Below are 23804 nucleotides of genomic sequence, written 5' to 3' on the forward strand. Positions count from 1 at the left end.
CTCATGCTGCCATTCTTCTTCTCTCTCACTACAAATAAAAGCGGATTTTTTTATTTTTATGGTGAAGGATATGTTATAACACGATAACGTGTCTCATTGCGTTCAGTATTTCTAAAATTGACATTCTCAGGAAACAAGGGATTATAAGCAGTGACATGCTTCACAGATATGCTATGTGCATTTGGTGATGGATTCAAAATTGTTCGTTCATCCCTTTTTTTTACACCTGTGGAATCAAGAATAATGTCTATTCTGCGCTGTTGTTGCATACGCTGCAGCTTTTTTTTAGGCACTGTAATCATTTTAAAATCGGAAGCAACTTGATCTATTCTTCTTTTACGTGTTTTCATCACAGGATTTTTCTTCATGTTCCCAAGTTCAACAGAAATTGTTGGAACATTATCGACATTCAAATAGCGCGCAGATACCCAACCATCTCTTCCACTATAGCGAAGTGAGCACCAATCTTTATCAGATAAACATCCATTAATTTGCACTTTTGCTCCAGTTGGAACAATTGTTATAACTCCATAAGTTTTATCTGGACCTGCACGTAAAATCGCATTCCCTAAGGCTATATGAGCAACCGTTCCAGCCAACACAGCAGACTCTGATATTCCAATCCCTATTCCCACAAAGGAAAATAAAATCATTGTAGCTGATAACAAATTCCTTTTAAACATTATCTCTTCTCCTCCCCATAGTATTAAGAGCAAAATATTCACCTTTGCAAAATTTTGCCATGTTGCATTAAAGTAGTGATCAATCAATCTCTTTTTAAAAACCAACCACATATCAAGAAAAATTACTTTACTTCATCCCCTACCACTTTATACGCACAACTCATTCTCTTGATTGCAATGTAATCCAACAAGACACAACACTTTTAAAGATGTGAAGATAATCACCTACTGGCTCAGCTAATCGTCACTTTTAAAAGCTTTGAAATTGCCATTTGTTCCATCCAAATTATGGAAATAATATTTTTTTGAATAAAAATGATTGAATGTTTTGCTACGCTCTTATATCTTCAGCATCCTCTGGATCGACACAAAGTATCTCAGGTACTCCTCGAAAAAATTCTTAAAAAAGAAAAAAGCAGACATGATACTAAAGAAATTATTCCAAAGTAATACCATCAAGCTACTGGTTTCTTTCTTTGTATTTTTTTTATTTTCCTCCTTTTCCATGGCAACAGATAAATCAAATATCAAACTTGGCGTTATGGAAGGAGAAGAAGCATCTATCTGGAAAGTTGCTGTTGAACAAGCAAAAAAGGATGGTTTAAATATTAAACTTATTTACTTTTCAGACTATACTTTGCCCAATGATGCAGTTCATGCAGGAGATATCGATGCAAATGCTTTTCAACATACGCCCTATCTCAATAATCAGAGAACACTGCATAATTATAAACTTTCAATTGCTGGATATACTTTTATCACCCCAATTGGAATCTATTCACACAAAATAAAAGACATAAACAATATTCCGAACAAAGCTAGTGTTGGTATCCCAAACGACCCATCCAATGGAGGAAGAGCTTTACTGCTTCTTCATTCTTTAGGTCTCATCAAGCTAAAAGATCCTCAGAATATTCTAGCGTCTCCGTTTGACGTTATTGAAAATCCTAAAAATCTGAAAATTCGAGAAATGGATGCAGGAATTTTAGGACGTGCAATTGATGATTTTGATATTGTAATTGTCAATACAAACTGGGCGCTAACAACAGGTTTAAATTTACAGAAAAATGCCATTGCATGGGAAAAAGCAGAAAATAATCCTTATAATAATGTTATTGTAGTACGTACAGATGATAAAGATAAACTGTGGGTAAAAAAATTAGTTGCTGCTTACAACAGTGAACCCGTTCGCATGAAAATTAAAGAAATTTTTGGCTCCGCAGCCAAAACATCTTGGTAGTCACAAATGAAAAATTCCGCTCTTATTTCTTTAAGAAACGTCAGCTGCCGTTTTAAAAAAAGAGCAGATACTCCAGCAATAGACCACTTATCTCTTGATATCCATGCGGGAGAAATTCTTGGCGTAATAGGTCGAAGTGGAGCCGGAAAATCCACACTTATACGCTGTTTAAATGGATTAAAGCACATTGATGAGGGTTCAATTTTTTTTGAAGGTGTGAATATTTCAAATTTATCAGAAGCAGAATGGGAGCCCTATCGTCAACGTATTGGTATGATATTCCAACATTTTAATCTTTTATCATCACAAAAGGTTATTGATAACATTGAATTACCACTTAAACTAGCTGGGATAGACAAAAAACAACGTCGTAAACGCGCCCTTGAATTGATTGAATTAGTAGGATTATGTGGACAAGAACAACATTATCCTGCGGAACTCTCAGGCGGACAAAAGCAGCGCGTAGGTATTGCACGCGCTCTAGCCGCTAATCCTAAAATACTGTTATCAGATGAAGCTACATCAGCCCTTGATCCTGAAACAACACAATCTATTCTGGAACTTCTTGCCGATATTAATAATCATCTAAATCTTACCATCGTTCTTATTACCCACGAAATGGAAGTTGTACGCGCTATCGCACACCGCATTGTTGTCCTCGATAAAGGCCGCATCGTAGAAGAAGGATGCGTGAAAGATATTTTTACATCACCGCAAGAGGAAACAACCATTTCTATGCTCAAACTTGTAACTCCACAACTTCCGAAAAAAATTACAAAAAAATTAAAACAATCAGGTCAAGAAGCCGTCATTGAGATCAATATTGCTGGTGCAATTACTCAACAACCCTTTCTGCATCTTCTTGAAGATGAAACGGGTTTGAGAGCACGCATTCTGCATGGTGGAATTGATACAGTCCAAGGTGAAACCATTGGGCGCCTTTTCCTGAGCCTTCCCAGACAAGATGAAGCGGCTTTAAAAAAAGCTATCGAATGGTTAACAGAAAAGGGTCAATATTGCGAGGTCTTAGGATATGTTTAATATTCTTTCTTATGAACTCGCTAAGGCCATTTTTGATACATTACTGATGACAATTAGCTCTTCTTTTATAGCACTTGTTGTCGGACTTCCACTCGGACTATTGCTCTACACAACTGCATATGAAGGACCTTTTGCATCACGAATTATCAATTATCCCCTGAGCATCATCACTGACAGCATTCGTGCCATCCCTTTTATCATTCTCGCATTTTATCTCTTACCTATTACCCGTATAGTCATAGGAAGCGGCGTAGGAATTTCTTCAGTAATTTTTGTGTTAACCATTTCAGCTATTCCATTTTACGCACGAATGGCAGAACTTTCTTTTAAAACAGTTGACAATAATCTAATTGAAGCTGTTCGTTCCATGGGAGCAAACCATTTTCAAATTATCAGATATGTTCTTATTCCCGAGGCATTACCGAGCTTAATAACGGGTTTTACAATCATGATCATTTCTCTTATAAGTGCAACTTCACTTGCTGGCTATCTTGGAGGAGGTGGTTTGGGAGATATGGCGATCCGCTACGGCTACCAGCGTTATAATACTTTTGTTATGACGATAGTGATCATCCTTTTGATCGTTCTCAACGTCACAGTGCAATGGACTTCCACCAAAATTGTGCAAAAATTTAATAAAACAAAATCTTAAGATAAATTAAGAATTAGATTTTGTTTCTTCAACCACAGCAATAATAAGCCACTGAGCAATGAGAGCTGGTTTTTTTAATTGCTCAATTTCTAACGTAGATCCATAATGAAAAATCACTCTGCCCAAAGAACGTATCTCAGCATTATGAAGGATAAAACGAGCACGTACTCGCGTCCCTGTTTTTACAGGACTCATAAATCGCACTTTGTCAAAGCCATAATTGATTCCCATTGTTATACCCTCAAGCTTTGGAAGAGCCTCATAAGCAAGCGTAGACAACAGGGATAAAGTTAAGAAACCGTGAGCAATAGTACCGCCAAAAGGTGTTTCTTTTGCTTTTTCCTCATCCACATGAATCCATTGATGATCATCTGTTGCATGTGCAAACTGGTTAATCATGTCCTGTGTAACAAGGCGCCACTGTGACAAACCTACTTCTTTCCCAATGAAGTTTGTTATATCCTGTATTGCTATTTTTCGCTGCATAACACCATTCCTGTTTTACATTTATAAAAACGCACGCGCCCTCTTGCTTTTATAAAACCCATTGATTAGAGCATCAACAATAAATGATTAATAATTTTAGAAGTAAATGCATCTTATAAATATGAATAGGAACGTACCTCATTGGTAACGTAATTTTCAAATAGGAAAAAATGATGGCAAGCAATGTAAACCTAACAGGTTTAGCGCACGATTTAAAACAGCGTGCAGAAATCAATAAACCAATCCGTATTGGACTTATCGGCTGCGGTGAAATGGGAACAGATTTACTGTCAAGCGTTGCACATATAGACGGCATAACAGTTGCAGCCGTTGCAACCCGAACACCATCCCGCGTCTTTGACGCTGCCACATTGGCCTATGGTGAAGATGGCCATGTGCGCAAAGTTGAAAATACACATGCCTTAACCCAAGCTATTGAAAAAAATTTAATTGCAGCTACAGATGATATTGATGTTGTTTTACACCATGAACAAATTGACATTATCGTTGACGCAACAGGCTACCCTGAAGTCGGCGCAGAGATTGGCTTTAAGACAATTGAAAACAACAAACATCTTGTCACAATGAATGTTGAAACAGATGTTACTATTGGTGCCTACCTAAAACATAAAGCAGAAAAACACGGTCTTATTTATACACTAGGAGCTGGAGATGAACCAAGCGCTTGCATGGAACTCATAGAATTTGTTTCAGCTCTTGGACACAAAATTATTGCAGCTGGTAAAGGAAAAAATAACTCTCTCATTTTTGATGCTACACCAGACTCTTATGAAGAAGAAGCATCGAAACGCAACATGAATGTCCGCATGTTAGTCGAATTTATTGATGGATCGAAAACAATGGTTGAAATGGCTGCAATCGCCAATGCAACAGGACTTCTTCCCGATTGCCCAGGAATGCACGGGCCACAAGCAGAACTCAAAGATTTAAGCAAAATACTTATCCCAGAACAGGATGGTGGTATTTTAAAAAAAAGTGGTGTTGTAGACTATTCAACAGGTCATGGAATCGCCCCTGGTGTTTTTGTAATTGCAGAAGTAACACACCCACGTTTACGCGAGCGTATGGAAGATTTAAAAATTGGTCAAGGACCCTATTTCACCTTTCACCGCCCTTACCATTTAACAGCAATGGAGGTACCACTAACCTGTGCACGTGTTATTCTTTATGGCCAAAAAGACATGGTACCACTTAATCATCCTGTGGCAGAAGTTTGTGCCGTAGCTAAGAAAAATTTACGTCCTGGCGATCAACTAGATTTTATAGGCTTGTACAGTTATCGTGCTTGGATCATGAACATAGCAGAAGCCCGCGCTCACCAAGCAATTCCTTGCGGTCTTTTGGAAAAAGCGACAGTAACAGCTGAAATTAAAAAAAATGAACTCATCACGTGGAATAATACTACTATTCGAGAAAACCAATGGATTGCACGACTTCGATCCGAGCAAGACCTTTTACTGAATTACCCTCCCTCTCCTGCTAATTAAAGAAATTTAATCTTTTCCTACAGTGATAGACTAAGGTTTCAATACAAACTCATCCGTTAAATACATAGATTAAAGTTTTCTTTGATAACAGTATCTCACTTTTTCAAATATCTTGTTATAAAATATAAAAATATACTTTTATAATAAGTAAATAAGGTAATTGACATATGTATGAAAAACAACTTCAACTAGATTAAATATAAAATTTATGAACCAGTTCAATATAAAAACAAAATAAAGAAAATATTCCTTAATTTTTACCAATACATATCAAGTGATCTTTCACGTTTACTTCAATAATGATAGCTAAAATTCCCCTCCATTTTAGCTAATATGAATCACTCAAGATATTTATTAAAAAATAATAAAAAACCAGCAAAACCTACCACAAAAACAAGTTAACTTATAAAAGCGTCAACAAATAAAGATGCAATGGATACCATAGTGCCAACTGGATTACCAGAAGCCAAAGAAACTAATAACGAAATTATGCCAAAACCACCCCAGATTGCCGAAAATAAAATTGATACTTTTTCAACTTTCCCAAAAGAAAATTCATCCTGTTCCCCAGTATCATAAATAACAGCCATATCTATTTTATTAATATCTGTATTGCCCTTTGCTATAATAGTATTCTCTCCATACTGAAATCGATCTTTTATAACGCCTGCATTACATTTTAAAGTACTTGCAAAACAAATAAAAAATACTGCAAAAGCATACAAATACGCATTATTCCTAAATATTTTAAACATATCTTTTGTTACTCCTATTTTTCTTCACTAAAAAAGTGAAAAAGCATTAACACATAATAAAGATACAATTTGATATAAATTAATTCATTACGTATTTAATGTAAAGACACAAAAAAGACATAATTTAAAAATCTTATACATATTTAATTTTTAAATTATTGAAAATACGATACGCTACCGTTAGAAAATTGAGAAGTTCTTCAGTTATATTTATTTCAATTAAATAAATTTAGATTATATCTCATCCATTATTAATACAAAATGTTCTTAACTATTCTTATTTGCATTTTTTATTCATATAAATTATGATTATTAAGATGCGGTTTTAAAATACTTAAACTACTCCGTATTTATTGACTTATCGGCTAAGGACAACAAACTTATGATGCAAAATAGACCGTCCCTTGCTATTTTGCCCCTAGGTGCATACGAGTACCACGGAGAACATCTCCCCCTTGAAACTGATTGGATTATTGCCGAAGCATTTGCAAAAGAACTTACTTTGCACGCAAAAGAGCAATTTCATATTACACTTTTACCTGTTGAAAAGGTTGGCTATTCAGTAGAACATATGGATACAGCTAACACAAAAACACTCACCTTTTTTGAAGCTACAGAACGGTGGATCAATATTGGAAAAAACTGTTTTGATAAAGGTATTAAACGTTTTCTTCTTCTCAATGCTCACGGAGGCAACTCACCTCTCATGAATATTGTCATTACGGAATTACGAAGACGATTTTCAATGCTTGCTGTAGCGACAAGCTGGACTCGTTTTGGCTTACCACAAGGTTTAATGAATCCATCCCAATATCATCTTGATATTCATGGAGGATTTATAGAAACTTCCTTAATGCTTTATTTAGCACCACAAAAAGTGCACATGAAAAAAGCAAGAAAATTTTATAATAAGCAAGCTGATATGATTGCTAACTATAAATATTTACGTGCTTATGGATCTCATATCTTTGGATGGATGATGCGTGATCTGAATTCGCATGGTGCAGTAGGAAATGCGAATGAAGCAACAGAACATGCAGGTAAAAAAATTTTTTCTCATGTTCTGTGTGGACTTCATGATTTACTTGATGACATTAAAAAATTTGATATAAATTCATTGCAATAAAAGAAGCAAGATCCGATATTTCTTATGACAATTCTCACAATCCCAGAACGCAAAAACAAAAACTGCTTTTCTTAAAGTGATTCAATGATACCAAATCGCTATTTCATAAGATCTGAAAATGAAAAAAGCCACAAGCTCTTATTCCTGCAGCTTTTTTAAAAGATTGACAAAATATAGCTAAACTAAAAATTATAGCGTAGTCCACCCAAAAAACTTGTTCCAGAAAAACCAGCCTTTGTTAGTTTGTGCTGATAAATAAGATCACCATAAAGGGCAAACTTTTTGGATAACTGAGCATTGAAACCTAATCCAGCTTCTAGGGAAGAACCAAAAGTACCCAATTGAAAAGCATGTTTAAAATGCACAAATTGCTTTTCCGCAAAATTGTTAGTAAGATACAGCTTGCCATACAAGGAAACGACGTGCGCTTCTTCAGTTCCAGCCAATGTCTTTGCTAAACGCCCACCAGTACGAACCGTCCATTGATCAGGACTTCCCATCTTAATATCAAATCCGTCAATGTCGCGTGCGTTATCAAACTGCAAACGCTGATAAACAACTTGAACATGCGGATCAAAAATAAGACCATCATATTTCGTTATTAGCTCTTCACCAATAGTCAACGAGACGTCTAAGGCCTTCCCTTTCAATGTAGCTGTCTTACCCCGAGCACGAGTAAGAACATCACCCTTAAAAAAACCATAAGAAAAAAGACCATCAACATAAAAGCCTGTTTTATATTGCATTCCCCCATAAGCTGTAATTGACCATTTATTAAACACACTTTCTTGACTATATTTAACATCCAAAGGTTGTAAAGAAAGCCTCTCGTAAGATCCTATAACCCCAAAAAAAGCAGTATTATACTCACTTTCTATTGTTTGTAGTGAAATACCTACATCTACAGCACTGTAATCAATGTCACCGCCATAACCATATTTTAGCGCAGAAAGATTTGAAGAATAACGGTAATTACCACCATAACCACGCAAAAACAGAGAAGAATTTTCATCGCTTTTCAAAAATTGACCAGAAGCAATTCGCAAAGTTTCTAACCGTTTACCTTGATGGTTAACACGCATCAAACCAGCCTGAAACAAAGAATTTGGTAAAAGAAGATAAGTTGGAACCTGAGGAACAACATCTTTAATTCCTGAATCGGGACGATGATCAGGACTTGGATCAGGCTTATGATCGGGGGATGGTGGTATTGGCTCAGGTTCTTTATCAGGACGGGGAGGTTTTGGAACAGAACCATCTATATGTCCACTTTCAAGACGGAAATCCCAAAATTCCCCTCTCCCGTCAACTAATCTCTGATCAGAACTTGCTTTTCCTAACTTAGAATTTGGACCGTAAGCATAAAGCTTATACTGATAAGGTGAGTTTCCTATTGCAACATAGCCATCTTCTAGCTGAAAAGAATTTTCAGCTGCGTTTCCAGAAACTTGAATAATTGAGATACCTTTATCATTACCACTATTTCCTGTAGATTCTCCTTGGCTTTCATCGACATTTCGTATACGAATCATAGTTTCTCCAGAAACATCACCATAAATCAAAACACGATCTGTTTTTTGATTATCAAGATTTCCTCCTGAATTTAAAAATGTGTTAAGATAGATCCGTGCCCCTTCCTGAACTTTATAAACTTCCCCTTCTCCCCTTCCAATGCGCAGTGTTTGGTAAATATAAGCAGGCGCAGATTTTAATTTTTTAAAATTAATAGAACTGTTCTCAAGACTCACTGCTGAAATGGATAAATCCTTCAGAGGATTAGACTCGTGCGACCTCCGCTGTTGCAAAATCCATGTTGAATTATCTATCAAATGGAATTTAGCATTGGAAGCTTCATCAACATGAACTCCCCCTTCAAGGGTAGAAGAAGAAGCTAGAACCAACAAGGAAGCACCATTTTTAGCTTCTAATAAAGAATGCCGCGAACTAAGGGTACTTTTTGACAAGGCAACAGAACCATTAGTACCACCAGAACCATAAATAGCTACACCACTCGGAACAGAAAATATTGTACTTTCTAAACTAACAGAATCAATTTTAGTAGGAGTTTTTTCTTCTCGTTTTTCCGAAGATTTCTCTCCTAAAAAATATATACCGTGAGATTTATCACCAGATATTGTAACAAAAGAAGACTTAATATCAATCTTAGCAAACTCAGGAATATCCGTTCCCAAATTCTCCTGTAATGGCATAAGTTGCGATAAAATTGAATTAGGATCATCCACCGTATTTCCTACCAATATGCCATGCAAATTGGTAGAATTAATAGTTCCCTTAAAAGAAATAGCTCCGTCTTTATCCAGAAAAAAAATCGCGTGATTTTTTGGATTTTCCGCAGCACCATTTCCGGTAATGATAACATCATCAAAAATTGCTTGCCCCCCTGATGCGACAGAAACCCCATGACTTTTTTTAAAATCAATGGATCCACCCTTCACCTCAATTTTTGCACGACTATGACTATAAAAGCTTTCCCTTCCACCATCAGTATTAAACTTCACACCATTCAAAACAACATGTGATAAATCTCCTATTGCCCGAACAGCGCTTCCACTTCTCCCAATAGACCCTTTATTTACTTTAATTTTTCCTTGATCCGCATGAAGAGCTGTTGATGCATCATTAAGATTTAAATTCGTCAGAGAAATCTCTCCGTTATCTGTTACAAGCACCCCATATCTAAAAACCGCTCTCACATGCTCACTAGAAATTGTGACATTATTTCCCGTAACTCTCGTAATTTTCTCTCCAATAGCTTTACCTGATCCCTGTACCGCTACAGCAACAATATCTTGAAAAGATGAATCTGTATTATTAGCAGTAATCCTATAAGACTGATTGTCAATCATGCTGCTTATGCACCTCCTGCATAAATAATACGTTCTGTACGACAATTTCGGCGGCTCTGGAGCAAAACCAACACTTGGTCCGTGACGGCCAACGACTCGATCCCCATCACTATTTAAGCTATCATATGTAATTTCATAGCCTCTACCATCTCTATTATAGTCTACAGGACCTATGAAAACATCACCAATGATAATATCATAGCCTTGAGGCCTTGCCCGCCTTCTACTGCGATTGCTATAATCTTCAAAACCAACATCACTAAAAACATAGTTGGTATTCCCCTCTTCCTGAAAACTCGCGCAAATTCCTGTACCATTTTGGATCAAAGAGAGAATGGCTGTTGTAAAAGTACATAAACGTATATGATTTTTAAACACTTTAATCATAGCTCTATCAAAACTTTCCTTCCCCTCTCGTTAAAAACCCAAAGCACCCACTTAAACATCCTCACACGCAAAGAAAAAGGACGCACTGACTGCTCATCTGATTGATATAATGAATTACCCAAACAAACTCGGTAAAAAGTCTATAAAGAACACAAATGGATACCTATAAGAGAATAATCATTAAATACAATCTATACGTGTATAGTACATTATGTATTATGTGTAAAGCAAAAATAAAAACAGCATGTGCAATTAAAATTGCAACATGCTTCTATAACCACTAAAAGCTTTTTAAGCAGCCAAAACAAACAACAAATTTATCAGACAATTAACATCAACAAATTTGAAGAAATTTGCTCTACGATAAGGGAAAATGATCCCATATCGGATATTTTACACACAAATTTAAAAAATGAAATATCGTTTATGGTCCTTTTTGTCAGAACAAAAATACAAAATACTACAAAAAAGGCAGCATAACATGCTGCCTTTATGTCAAAGTTTGTGTTGTATATTCTTTAAAATTGGTAGCGCAATCCACCAGAGAAAGTAGCACCGGAAAAACCAGCCTTATTGATCTTGTGTTGATACAAGAAATCACCATGAACTGTAAACTTCGGAAGCAATTTTACATTGACGCCTAACCCAGCTTCTAGAGAAGAACCCAAAGAACCTAACTTAAACTCATCTGAAAAACGAACCGACTGTTTTTTTCCTAAACTATGAGCAAAATGAAGCTTTCCATAAAATGCAACAGAACGCGCATCGTCAAATTCAACAGGAGATTTTGTCAAACGTCCACCAACACGCACTACCCACTGGTCAAGCTTGCCAAGTTCGACATCAATATTATCGATATCGCGTGTCTTATCAAACTGGAGATGTTGGTAAACAACTTGAATCTGCGGATCAAAAATAAGATTTTCATATCCTGTTGAAAGTGCCTTACCACCAGTCAACGAAACACTAAGAGGACGTCCTTTCAATGTTGCAGCTTTGCCCCGTACACGAGTAAGAACATCACCCTTTAAAACACCGTAGGATACAAGACCATCGGCATAAAAACCTGCATCATGCTGAAAACTACCATACGCTGTAACAGACCATTTATCGAATGTGCTTTCTTTGCTCTGATCAACATCAAGAGGTTGCAGAGAAAGCTTTCCATAAGAACCCATAACCCCAAAGGAAGTAGCACTATAATCACTTTCAATTGTGGTTAACAAAGCACCAGCCTCTACAGAATTATAACCGAGATCTCCTCCGAAACCATACTCAGCTGCAGACAAGTCTGAGGAATAACGATAATCACCACGATAGCCACGCAAAAATACAGCAGGATTTTCCTGAACTTCCAACATTCCACTAGAAGTGAACCGCATAGCCTCTAGCTGTTTGTTTTGATTATTAACATCCATCAAACCAGCGTGGAACGCTGCATTTGGTAAGAGTAAATAAGTCGGAACTTGTGGAACAACAGCCTTTATTATCCTATGAGGACGGATAGCAGACTCAGACGACGAAGACCCGCGACCAGAAGAATTACGCTTAGAAACAACAGATGTATATGCATCTTTGGTCACTTTAACATGCTTATTCTCTAAGCGAAAATTCCAGAAATTCTCACCATCCTGCATAAATTTCTGGCTGACATGATCTCCTTTTGAAGTTGCTTGTGGTCCATAAGAACGAAGAGTGTATTGATAAGGTGCTCCTGCTAGTGCAACATAACCACCATTCAACTGAAAGGAATCTTTTTCTGCATTTCCATAGACCTGAATGATAGAAACACTATGAGCAACTTTATCATCCCTGCTGATTCTTTCTGGGCTTAACGGGATAGCATTTACATTGACTATGGTTTTTCCAGAAACATTACCATGAATTAAAACTCTATCGGTCATTTGAGAATCATCTGATTCTCCTGCACCCAAACGCGCATTTAAAGTAATGAACACATTATTGCCAAGTGCCGTATAAACTTCACCATCACCCCTTCCTATGCGAAGAGTTTGATACTGATTATCAACAAGTGAAGACTCAAATGTAATACTGCTACTATCTCCAAGACTTATAGATGAGATACATGAATCCAGACACTCCACCCCTGAAGATGACCAACTTTTCTTACTCTTTTTTAGGATCCATTCTGCTCTATTGAGTAACTCAAAACGAGCACGAGAGTCTTCATCAATACGAACTCCACCTATCACCGTAGAATTATTAACAAAAACCAATAAATCGGAGCTATTTTCAGCTTTTAATAGCAAATCTCCCAAAAGAGTCGTTTTTCTTTCTAATGAAACATTCCCTCTGGAATTATCACCGTAGATAGCTATACTATCCGGAACTTTAAAGGAAGTTTCCTTCAATGAAACTGTTCCTACAGGAGAGATAGACCTTCCATCTTGTGTAAGCTGATATCCACGCTTAGCAATCCTCCTCGATTGAGAAGGATTTTCGCCTTCAACGCTCATATGTAATGAGTCTGAATTAGCCGATCCTAAAACTCTATTTTGATTTCTCCTATTTGTTCTTCTCCATCCTGCTTCATCGAAATATATACCATAAGCTTCGCTTCCTTCTACTGTAATATCCGAAAATTCGATATTAGCACGGTTAGCTTTATTAGCGGTAAAATTAATGTGAGCTGGATTAGAAGAAGAAGGGTTCTGAACATGTCTTGCTCTTCTAGAAGCAGATACCTCAACAGCATCTTTAATACCCATTAGCCAAATACCATTAGCATCCGTAACAACAGACCCGTGACCAAAATCAATAGATCCACCATTATTTACAAAGAAAGCAGCACGTCCACGATCCTTACCTCTCCGCCTGCTTGCTCCTTTTTGTTGACCGTCAACAACCGCACTTTTTGCAGTAATCTTTACGTTATCTAACATAACATTACCACCAAACTCAGACCGGACTCCAACCCCACTTGGAGATGATATAGATCCAGAGTGCATCTCCACGGTACCACCATCACTAACTAGACCAGCCATAGCCAAAGATCCATCTGTAACGATATCAGTATTCTTTAGATGAATAGACGAACCAGATCCTGCAAAAGCACCTACAGAACGGACATTAATCTTTCCATCAATCATCTTTATATTTCCACCGGCTTGAGCCTCAAGCCCAACCAACGCAGAACGAATAGATGATTTATTTTCTAAAATAAGTTCTCCACCTTGCGTTGCAAGTGCGGCCGCAGAACCTAAAGGGAGCAACGGAAATGAAGATAATAAATGAGACTCACCACCTCCTTCATTAGGAAGAACCCCACCAACTATCGTTACACTCTCTGCACGAACACTAGTACCACCCCCACTGGCATGAACAGGAGACTTATTGGAATCTCTTACCTCAAACAAACGTTCTCGTATTTCATGTACTTGACCATCCTGACACCAATAAGGTACGGATAATCTATCCTCACTACCGACGTCACACCTAAGAAAAGGATTCTCTCTCCCAGTACCCGCACTAGATGAAACTGCAAGCAAATTTGGATCCGTAGATACAACAGATAGAACGCGTGCAACAGGCTTGCGCTGCTTTATTGTTACATCTGTCCTAGATGCAGTAACCACAGACATGTCCTTTTTAGGCGCAATACTTCCACGCGCAATGGATGCACCTGAAGCAGGAAGAACAGGAGATACAACAGCAGACACCTCAGATCTTCCTGACAAAGAACTCATCTCATCAACCAGACCATCCTCTGTTTCAGCAACATCAGCATCTTCCTCATAATAATCTGCATAATCAACACCAAGAGGATACCCTTCCCCAATAGCATGATCCAGACCATCTACATCCAAATAAGGAGAATCATCCTCTCCTGAAGAAACAATAGTCGTACTAGATACTTCACCAAGACTATTTACTCTCGAGAGCTGAGGCACATTTCCCATCACAGATCCCACAACAACAGGAGAATTTTGAGAATCTGTGGTGACACCAGATGCAGGATCAAGCATAACACGACCGCTAGCTTGTTGAGAATTAACTGACGCAGATCTGTCGGAATTATTGCCATTCTCAAGCTCAAAATCCCTAGAACTAAGTCGTGAATAATTATTATTCTGCGGACTAGAGCCTAAACGAGAAGTTATCTTCAAAAGAGCATTATGCCATACATAAGGATCTGAAGATTCAACATAGGGAGTATATGCCCCTGCTACCTCAGGAGAAACACTCTTACTCTCTAAACGAAAATCCCAAAATTCCTTTGATTTTGTAAGCAACGTAGAATCAAAATATTCCGTCCTCGGAGGTGTTGTTGGACCGTATAAACGAAGAACATATTGATAAGGCTTTCCTCCTAACGTAACATACTCACCGTTCAACCTAAAAGAATCTCTCTCCACACTTCCATGAACTTGAATAATTGAAAAACTTCGAGCAACCTTTGAAGATGCATCTACTTCTCCTACAGCTTCTGATCGCACACCGTGTAAAATATCGTGCACATAAACATTAGTCTTTCCAGAAACATTACCATAAATCAAAAGCCTATCAGAAACTTGACTTTCTGCCGGATTCCCAACATCTGGATATGCATTAAGATGAATCCAAGAATTACCAGATGCCCTATAAACTTCTCCCTTTCCATTTCCAATACGGAGTGTCTGGTATAAACTGCTGTTAATATCGCTTCTTGAAGCAGACTCGGGTAATGTAGGTAAAAATTGAATAGTACTATCTTCAAGAACTACAGATGAAATGCATGCATCAAAGCATTTTTGGTTTTGAGTTTGCTGGCTTTTGCTCGTAGATTTTACTAAAGACCATAGCGATCCGTTTGATAAATAAAGTTTAGCAAGGGAATTACCACTGACACGCCCTCCCCCTCTAATTTCAGAAGAATCAACAAAAATTCCTAAAGTAGAATTACCCTCAGACCTAAACAACAAATCACCAACAAGAAACGAATTTCTTAAAACAACTGAACCACTTAAATCCTTAGAATAGATAGCTGTACCATCTGGAACAACAAAATTTGTATCATTTAACAAAACCATTTTCCCCCCTACAAATCTTTCCCTTCGAGAATCTCCTTTAGTAACCTCTGCACTTCTTGAAGAATTAAAATCTTCCTCAGCATAAAAACTTTGTGACCACCCATCAAAGTCTATACCGTAAGATTTATCGCCTTCTATTGTAATACCTGAATTTCTGATATTAACTAGACTTTCAACAGAAACGCTTCCTCCACTTTTGATCGAAGGATAAGGAATTTCTCTATCATCCTCATCTTTGATCCAAATACCCCTACTATCAGCAACGATAACACTGCCATTGAAGAAATCAATTTTCCCCTTCCCATTCACCTCAAAAACCGCTCCACGATTGGTAAGCCTGATCACAGATCCCCCAGATTCTTCAGGCGTCCTCCTAGTAATACTAACATTTTTTAAATCAGCTCTCCCTCCCGCAGACACAGAAACACCTACACTATCATCCGAAAAACTAACTGCCCCACCATCTACAACCATATCTCCACCCAAAGCCTGCAACCCAGCAACAGCAAACTCTCCCTCTAGACTAACCCTCGTATTATCTAAGTAAACATATGAATCATAATCAGCTACAGCGCCCATATAATGAGTATTAATGGCCCCACCAAACATTGCAATTCCCCCACCTCCTTGAGCCTTAAGACCCACACCAAAAGAACGAATAAAGGATCCTGATCTGATATCAACTCTCTGTGAATTACTTTTTGAAGAACTTGCAAAAAGAATCCTCGCATCACCATCAGCAACTACAGCACTCACAGGTCCTTCATCATCATCACTCCAGCCGATCGTATCATTATCAAAACCCGGACCAACAATATTTACACCATCTGCGTAAAGATACGTTTTTCCACTCTTCCCATTCATTCTCCAATCAAATGGTTTTTGCTTTTTTACAGAAGTTAAACCTGACGCAGGTAGTGGGATCATTGTTGTAGAATGCACTACAGTAGGGTGCTCTTCTACCCAAGATACAACAGGAGACAAGCTCTTCCCTTTTACATAAATAGCACGCCCATCTTTTTTACTTATATTAAAAGTCTTTCCTTCTATCCTACGTGCACTGCCGTCATTACAAAAAAAATCCCCACCAGTTTTGATAGCACACACAGTAGATTCCACAGCATTACTAGAATTCTCTGCTGATCCCATACAGACGTCCATCCCCTGCAAAAAGAAGAGAACACTCGTTGTAATGACACACAAATGCGTACGCTTTTTAAATATGTTAACCATATGTTTAAACTTTCCCAAAAAAATAAATCTTGCAAAATCGCCAAAATAAATAGAGAGTGATACAGTCGGTTTATAACATATGTTAAACAACTTTACAACATAATGTTGTTTATTAAAACATCATTATGTGCATAAAGGCCTAAGTTAGGTTTTTAAAATAAATACACCTCTCATAAATTTTGAGCTAAACTAATGAGTTAAATTAAAGGATGAAATAAATGATGAAAAAATATCTGAAATGGGCAGTCTCCATTCTGGTTGTTACAATAAGCTTTGCAACATTTGCATGGGCAAGTGTGAGTATTAACGCAAACGTGAATGTGAACGTTAATCACGTTTCAGGTACCACCTCTGTCCCAACCTCTCCCAAAAAAGTCGTTGTATTTGACCTCGCATCCCTTGACAATATGAATCGCCTCGGCATTGAAGCAGTTGCTGGCGTCCCAGAGGGGAAAAAACCCTCATACTTACAAAAATTTGATGATGCAAAATATGAAACTGTTGGTACACTTTTTGAACCAAATTATGAGAAAATTGCCACTATTCAACCTGATCTCATTATTATCTCTTCACGGACTCAAAGCAAATATAAGGATTTATCCAAAATCGCTCCAACTATTGATTTAACAGTAGGAAATCAAACCCCTTTTGAAGATATTGAACGTAATTTAACCATTTTAGGGAAAATTTTTGGCAAAGAAAAGGAAGCAGAAAAAGAAATTGCACAAATCAATGAAAATTTAGCAGAAGTTCGCAAAAACGCTAAAGGAAAAGGGAAAGGCCTTATTCTGATGACCTCTGGTGGGAAAATCAGTGCTTTTGGTCCAAAGTCACGATTTGATATTATCCATTCCAAATTTGGCATTATCCCCGCAACGGATAAATTAACTGTTGAAAAACATGGACAGATCATTTCTCCCGAATTCATCCTTGAAACCAACCCTGATTGGTTATTTGTCATTGACAGGGATGCAGCCATAGGAAGAGAAGGAGAATCTGCAGAACAAATACTCAATAACGAGCTTGTTCGACGCACTATAGCCGGGAAACAAAACCAAATCATTTACCTAAACTCTTGGAGCTGGTATCGAGCAGGAGGAAGTTTGACTGGACTTCACGAAGCAGCTCAACAACTCAATGAAGCGTTTACAAAAAATAAATAATTTCACAGAATAACTTGCTTTTTGTAAAAATAAAATTTACGAGTAGAGGTTGATTATAAAAACCTCTACTTTTTAACTTTCGTAGAAAATGATTCAACGTGAAAAATTACTGGATAGCCATAATAATTTTGACTTTGTTGTCTATTCTTAGTGTTTTTGTTGGTTATTCAGATGTAACACCTTTTAAGCTACTATCGGGTGATCCACGTGCGTGGCTTGTTTTGTGGCAAATACGCATCCCTCGTACGATTGCAATACTCTTGGTGGGTACAGTACTAGCACTTTCAGGCATGATTATGCAGTTGCTTACACGTAATCGTTTTGTCGAACCATCAACTTCTGGAACCGTTGAATCTGGATCTCTTGGCATTCTTTTTGTTATGATTTTTTATCCTGATATCCCTGTTTTAGGGAAAATGGTTATTGCTGCAATCTTTGCTCTGATGGGAACATTGCTCTTTATGTTTTTATTACGACAAATTCCACTAAAATCTGTTCTTATTGTGCCACTCACAGGAATTATGTTAGGATACATTCTTGGATCCTTAACCAATGCCATTGCTGACTATGAAATGCTTCTTCCTTCTCTTCAAGCCTATTTATTCGGCAGTTTTACTATGGTTCTTAAAGGAAAATACGAACTTTTATGGCTGTCTATTCCCCTATGTATTCTTGCGTATATAACCGCTGATCGTTTCACGGTAGCAGGTCTTGGAGAAGATTTAACCAACAATCTTGGGCTTAATTACCGTACCGTCATGTTCCTTGGCCTTTTTATTGTTGCATCAATTACTGCCGTTGTAGTTTGTACAGTTGGGAAAATTCCCTTCGTCGGACTAATTATTCCAAACATTGTTTCAAATTTCATAGGCGACAACATGCGCAACACTGCCCCTTGGGTAGCAATCAGTGGTGCGGGACTTGTATTAATTTGCGACCTCTTAGGAAGAATAATTCACAATTCTCTTGAAATACCTATAAGCACTATGATGGGAATTATTGGTAGTTTTATTTTTATCACACTTCTTTTGCACTGGAGAAAACAGTTTGGATAAAAAAAAAACAATTCTTGTACTAACGATCCTGATTATAACGGCATGCATTACAATAAGCCTTTATATGACATGGAATGTAAATATTTACACGTGGAGATTTCGCCTAATAAAACTTGTTTCTCTTCTTCTCGTGTCTTACGCAATAACTGTTTCTACTATTTTATTTCAAACAACTGTTAATAATCGCCTGCTAACTCCATCTATTATGGGACTCGACCAGCTTTACATTTTAATTAAAACCATCACAATTTATTTTCTTGGTTCTCTCTCTTTACCTTTTTTACCTGAAGCAGGACAGATGATTCTTGAAGCACTTGTCCTCATTGTCTTTTCAATAAGTCTTTTTCGCTGGCTATTCTCAGGAAATACAAAAGAACTTCATTTGACTCTGTTAATTGGTGTTGTTATGGGCGGATTTTTTTTCAGCTTACGCATGTTTATGCAATTGCAACTAAACCCAGATCAAATGATGAATTTAACAGACATTATGTTCGCAAATTTTAACAAATTTAACGCATCATTAATAAGCACCGCTGCAATTATTGTCTTTATTGTTAGTATGATTGGTTGGCGTTTACGAAACGTGCTTGATATTCTGGCTCTTGGACGCGAAACTGCCATCAATCTTGGAGTTAATTACCACAAAAGCGCTACAGCCATTCTTATTTTTATTTCTATTCTCGTGTCAGTTTCTACAGCACTTGTAGGACCAGTCACCTTTTTTGGATTACTAATTGCCAACCTTTCCTACGAACTTTCGCCTCAAGCGAAACACAGTATTGTTATTCCGATTGCGATATTATTAGCCATCATTTTCTTAATTGGTGGACAATTTATTCTAGAACAGATTTTTAACATGGCAGGACGTTTAAGCTTTATTATTGAATTCTGTGGTGGAACCGTCTTTCTAATTTTATTGATGAAGGGAAGATTAAAATGATTGAAATTAATCACCTTTCTAAATCTTATGGAACTAGAATAGTCATCGATAATTTGTGTCTCCATCTTCCAAAGGGAGGCATTATTTCTCTCATTGGGCCAAATGGTTCAGGAAAATCAACTCTTCTAATGACGATAAGGCGTTTATTACCATGTCATAAAAATACAATTAATATCGACGGTTTTGACATTTGTACAATGCCACATGACACCTTAGCACAAAAACTCTCACTTCTGCGCCAAGATAATCCTTTATCCGTTCGTCTTACAGTCCATGATCTAGTAAGTTTTGGACGCTATCCTTATTCAAAGGGTCGTTATAACAACGAAGATAAACAATTTATTAACAGTGCACTTCAATATCTTAACCTGCAAGATCTGAAACACCAATTTTTGGATAATCTTTCTGGAGGGCAGCGTCAGAGAGCTTTCATCGCAATGGTAATCTGTCAGAATACAGATTATTTGCTGTTAGACGAACCATTGAACAACCTTGATATAAAACATTCTGTTTCCATGATGAAACAGCTACGCCGCACAGCAGATGAACTAAAAAAAACCATTCTTATTGTCATGCATGACATCAATTTCGCGTCATCTTATTCAGATCTTATCGTTGCACTAAAAAATGGCAAAGCAGCTTATTGTGGAACCCCAAAAGAAATTATGAAGCCAAAAATTCTTAAAGATATTTACGATACAGATATCCAAATCAAAACGATTGATGGTATCCCAATCGCTTTTTATTATCAATAAATTTCTATAATCAACAACTACAATAACTTTTTTTGAGCTTGCGTGTGTAGTAAAATCTGCTAAAAGTAGCAAAATCTGCTCATTGGGGAATAGTTTAATGGTAGAACAGCGGACTCTGACTCCGTTAATCTTGGTTCGAATCCAGGTTCCCCAGCCAAACTTTAGATTTTACTACTAAGCAGTATAACGACTTACTTTGGCAATCACAATTCAAAATGGTATTACAATAGTTCTCAGGTTGCCATATCCAATCTAAAACACTAGAAAAGAAATATCCTAAAAAATATACACTTTTAGGATATTAAATTATCATTATTTGTATGACTATAATTAAATTCAATATGTTTATATTATGTCTAAAAAATTTTATGAAGTCAGTTTTTATGGTATATTTTTATAACAATTTCAAATCTTTTTATTGACATTTATAAAATTGACACAAAAGTACGTATATTTCGTTTTGAAGCTTTACAAAAATACATAATAGTGTAATACCCTCTAAGTCTCACGCTATTAAAAATGGGGCAATCTCTAGGAATAAATACATCAACATGAAGGGCATGCCTATGTATAAGAAAAATTTTTTATTGTGTGCAATTGCTGGATCTCTTGTTTTTTCACATTTTAACTCAGCTTGTGCAAGTACTGCCCTTGTTGACCACCCAAACATTAATCTTACCGAAGGAGAAAACGTCTTAGTAGGCAATGTTAGAATCCGCGACAGAATGTTTCCTGTTAGTGTAACTGGACCAAATTCCGTTCTTAAAATCATAAATGGAGATATCACCTCAGAAGGTGCTTTGTTGAATACAGCGAACGGTGCACAAATTAATGCTAAAAAAATTAATGCAAAGACAATAATAACAGGCCTACAAACTTCAAATAGTACGATAAATCTTGAAGATTCTATAATAACTGTCAAAGGTAACCATGAAAGCCATGGTATCGTTTTTCAAACAGGAAGAACAGAAACCCCCAGTGAAGCAACACTTATAAATACGAAACTTCTTGTTAGCGATGGCGTTGGTATTTTACCATTAGCGAGTGGAAATATAAGACTTAAAAATTCAAAAATTGTTGCTGACGTGTTGCTAAAAAATAAGGTACCTATAATCCCGACAATACCTGCCAATCCGGTTACCCTTATATTAACTGCCGATCGTTCAATTCTGGAAGGTAGGGTAAGAACGTTAGAAAACAACACAACGATTTTTAATTTGAAAAATAACAGTAAATGGTTTGTAAAGAGTAGCCAAAATGAAATAGATAACGATCTCGTATTATTTGGTTACTCTCTACTAGACATCAGTCAAAGGACACATTCTACTGTTTCTGTACTTAATCTTGAAAACAGTACCATTATTTTTAAAGAGCCAATAGAAAACCATTATCAAACACTAAGCGTAGGATCTGCACAACAAAGGAATAGTGGACAAAATACTGCAGAAATCTACAATGCGAAGGGCAATACGACAATCCATTTCAATGTTGAATGGAGCGACGGTCTAGAAAAAACAGAACAAAAAACTGATCGTCTTCTCATTCATGGTAACGTATCAGGAAATACAACAATCCACCTTAATAATCCTTTAAAAAGTGATAAACAAGAAGCGAATGATATTGCCCCCTCAAATGTGCGCGGTCTTTCACTCGTTCAAATCTCAGGAAAAGCAAATGAAGGCTCTTTCAAATTAGCAAATGGCTACGCCACAATGAGCGGTTTGCCTTATAAATATATTCTTAGTGCCTATGGACCAACATCAAAACGTGGTAAAGCAAATGTTGAGCAAAGTTTTTTAGAAGAAAATGATAGTTTTTGGGATTTCCGATTACAAAATGCCTATATCGATCCTGAAAAAAAGGTCAGAGCTCTTGTACCACAAATAGCAAGTTATTTGGTAATGCCTAATGTTATATTTTCCTCTGGATTCGCTGATGTTAATAACCAAAACATACTGTTAAGTAATATGCGAAACGCAGTATCTGAAACAGAGAACAGTAAAAAGAAAAACATTTCAGAAATTTTCTTCTCTTCCTACGGAAATATGGAAACATTATCTTCTAGTCGTAATGCAAAGCAATATGGATATGGTGCTGACATTAACTATACTGCATTACAAGCAGGTATTACATTAGCCACTCTAGAAGGCAAAAATGCTATCACAAATTTTGGTTTTTTGAGTACATATGGAAAGCTATCATTCATCCCATTGGGCATGGAAGACTCTAAGAAAAACGCATTTAACAAATGGTCAATTACCGCATATGGTAGTGTCCAATATAACGACAGTGTGTATATAAACACGCTACTCTCTTACGGAAGAGTAGACGGAAATATTACCACAGCAATCAAAAAGAATACTGCTAAATTAGAAAATGCAAAAACGCTTAGTATATCTGCCACCATTAGCAAAAAACTCGCAATCGATACAAATGGATTAGTGTTTGAACCAAAAGCACAATTTGTTTATCAGCGTTTGGCACTTGGAACTCTCTCAGATATAGATGGATTCAAGGTAGATATTGGAAATCCCTATCGAGTATTGTTAAATATTGGTGGACGCTTAACAAAAACTGTCAACAAGACTGAACAAGGTCGTGACATTTCCCTTTATGGAAAATTAAACATAACCAAAGCTTTTGGTGATAATAATGAAACAATAAAAATTGCTGACGCCTTCTATATTGATCAAATTGGAACTTCAATTGAAGGCGGTGCCGGTATTAGTGCATATTTATCTAAAAATATCACACTTTATGGCGATGTTAGTTACCAGCATAAACTTCAAAAATCCGGTATATCTGGAACAAATTTCTCTAGTGGAATTAGATATCGTTTTTAAAACTTTTTAATCAACTCGTTTGAAATTTATACAGTGTTTC

The 23804-nt window shown here is 36.8% G+C and carries 15 protein-coding genes and 1 tRNA gene; 11 read left to right on the forward strand and 5 right to left on the reverse strand.

Features of this window, described 5'->3' with window-relative positions; genetic code table 11:
- Nucleotides 1-56: 56 nt before the first annotated feature.
- Complete coding sequence (locus tag V4P54_RS04215) at nucleotides 57-683, reverse strand: SH3 domain-containing protein (protein WP_455476798.1); 627 nt, start codon at nucleotides 681-683, stop codon at nucleotides 57-59.
- Between the two features lie 421 nt (nucleotides 684-1104).
- Between V4P54_RS04215 and V4P54_RS04220 the strand changes: the two genes are divergently transcribed.
- Genes V4P54_RS04220 through V4P54_RS04230 form a run of 3 tightly spaced genes read left to right on the forward strand, consistent with a single transcriptional unit; the run spans nucleotide 1105 to nucleotide 3616 of the window.
- The gene (locus V4P54_RS04220; protein WP_455476799.1) at nucleotides 1105-1923 is read left to right on the forward strand and encodes a MetQ/NlpA family ABC transporter substrate-binding protein; all 819 of its coding nucleotides are present in this window, start codon (nucleotides 1105-1107) and stop codon (nucleotides 1921-1923) included.
- A 6-nt stretch (nucleotides 1924-1929) separates the two neighbouring features.
- Entirely contained in the window at nucleotides 1930-2964 is a 1035-nt protein-coding gene (locus V4P54_RS04225; protein ID WP_455476800.1) for a methionine ABC transporter ATP-binding protein, read from the forward strand.
- Nucleotides 2957-3616 (forward strand): methionine ABC transporter permease, encoded by a 660-nt coding sequence (locus V4P54_RS04230; protein ID WP_455476801.1) that lies wholly within the window; start codon nucleotides 2957-2959, stop codon nucleotides 3614-3616. The genes V4P54_RS04225 and V4P54_RS04230 overlap by 8 nt, the downstream gene beginning before the upstream one ends.
- Nucleotides 3617-3622: 6 nt before the next feature.
- On the opposite strand, the gene V4P54_RS04235 is transcribed toward V4P54_RS04230, so the two are convergent.
- Nucleotides 3623-4102, reverse strand: a complete 480-nt coding sequence (locus tag V4P54_RS04235; protein ID WP_455476802.1) for a MaoC family dehydratase — start codon at nucleotides 4100-4102, stop codon at nucleotides 3623-3625.
- A 173-nt stretch (nucleotides 4103-4275) separates the two neighbouring features.
- Here V4P54_RS04235 and V4P54_RS04240 point away from each other — a divergent pair, with 173 nt between their 5' ends.
- Entirely contained in the window at nucleotides 4276-5610 is a 1335-nt protein-coding gene (locus V4P54_RS04240) for an NAD(P)H-dependent oxidoreductase (protein ID WP_455477684.1), read from the forward strand.
- Nucleotides 5611-6008: 398 nt separating this feature from the next.
- Here V4P54_RS04240 and V4P54_RS04245 read toward each other — a convergent pair whose 3' ends face one another.
- Complete coding sequence (locus V4P54_RS04245) at nucleotides 6009-6365, reverse strand: hypothetical protein (RefSeq protein ID WP_455476803.1); 357 nt, start codon at nucleotides 6363-6365, stop codon at nucleotides 6009-6011.
- Nucleotides 6366-6747: 382 nt separating this feature from the next.
- On the opposite strand from V4P54_RS04245, the gene V4P54_RS04250 reads away from it, so the two are divergent.
- Entirely contained in the window at nucleotides 6748-7491 is a 744-nt protein-coding gene (locus V4P54_RS04250; protein WP_455476804.1) for a creatininase family protein, read from the forward strand.
- A 182-nt stretch (nucleotides 7492-7673) separates the two neighbouring features.
- Here the strand turns inward: V4P54_RS04250 and V4P54_RS04255 are convergent, their stop codons facing one another.
- On the reverse strand, nucleotides 7674-10745 hold the full coding sequence (locus V4P54_RS04255) for an autotransporter family protein (protein WP_455476805.1): 3072 nt from the start codon (nucleotides 10743-10745) through the stop codon (nucleotides 7674-7676).
- 518 nt (nucleotides 10746-11263) lie between these two features.
- Complete coding sequence (locus V4P54_RS04260; protein WP_455476806.1) at nucleotides 11264-17008, reverse strand: autotransporter outer membrane beta-barrel domain-containing protein; 5745 nt, start codon at nucleotides 17006-17008, stop codon at nucleotides 11264-11266.
- 221 nt (nucleotides 17009-17229) lie between these two features.
- Here V4P54_RS04260 and V4P54_RS04265 point away from each other — a divergent pair, with 221 nt between their 5' ends.
- From V4P54_RS04265 to V4P54_RS04290, 6 genes are all read left to right on the forward strand, one after another.
- Nucleotides 17230-18171 carry a siderophore ABC transporter substrate-binding protein gene (locus V4P54_RS04265; protein ID WP_455477685.1) on the forward strand — a complete coding sequence of 314 codons (942 nt, stop codon included), beginning with the start codon at nucleotides 17230-17232 and terminating at the stop codon, nucleotides 18169-18171.
- 98 nt (nucleotides 18172-18269) lie between these two features.
- Nucleotides 18270-19226 (forward strand): ABC transporter permease, encoded by a 957-nt coding sequence (locus tag V4P54_RS04270; RefSeq protein WP_455476807.1) that lies wholly within the window; start codon nucleotides 18270-18272, stop codon nucleotides 19224-19226.
- The gene (locus V4P54_RS04275; RefSeq protein WP_455476808.1) at nucleotides 19219-20166 is read left to right on the forward strand and encodes an iron chelate uptake ABC transporter family permease subunit; all 948 of its coding nucleotides are present in this window, start codon (nucleotides 19219-19221) and stop codon (nucleotides 20164-20166) included. Before V4P54_RS04270 ends, V4P54_RS04275 begins: the two co-directional genes overlap by 8 nt.
- The gene (locus tag V4P54_RS04280) at nucleotides 20163-20921 is read left to right on the forward strand and encodes an iron ABC transporter ATP-binding protein (RefSeq protein ID WP_455476809.1); all 759 of its coding nucleotides are present in this window, start codon (nucleotides 20163-20165) and stop codon (nucleotides 20919-20921) included. The genes V4P54_RS04275 and V4P54_RS04280 overlap by 4 nt, the downstream gene beginning before the upstream one ends.
- A gap of 83 nt (nucleotides 20922-21004) precedes the next feature.
- Nucleotides 21005-21078, forward strand: a tRNA-Gln gene (locus V4P54_RS04285).
- 409 nt (nucleotides 21079-21487) lie between these two features.
- Entirely contained in the window at nucleotides 21488-23764 is a 2277-nt protein-coding gene (locus V4P54_RS04290; protein WP_455476810.1) for an autotransporter outer membrane beta-barrel domain-containing protein, read from the forward strand.
- Nucleotides 23765-23804 lie beyond the last annotated feature (40 nt).

Source organism: Bartonella sp. B41 (assembly GCF_053795765.1).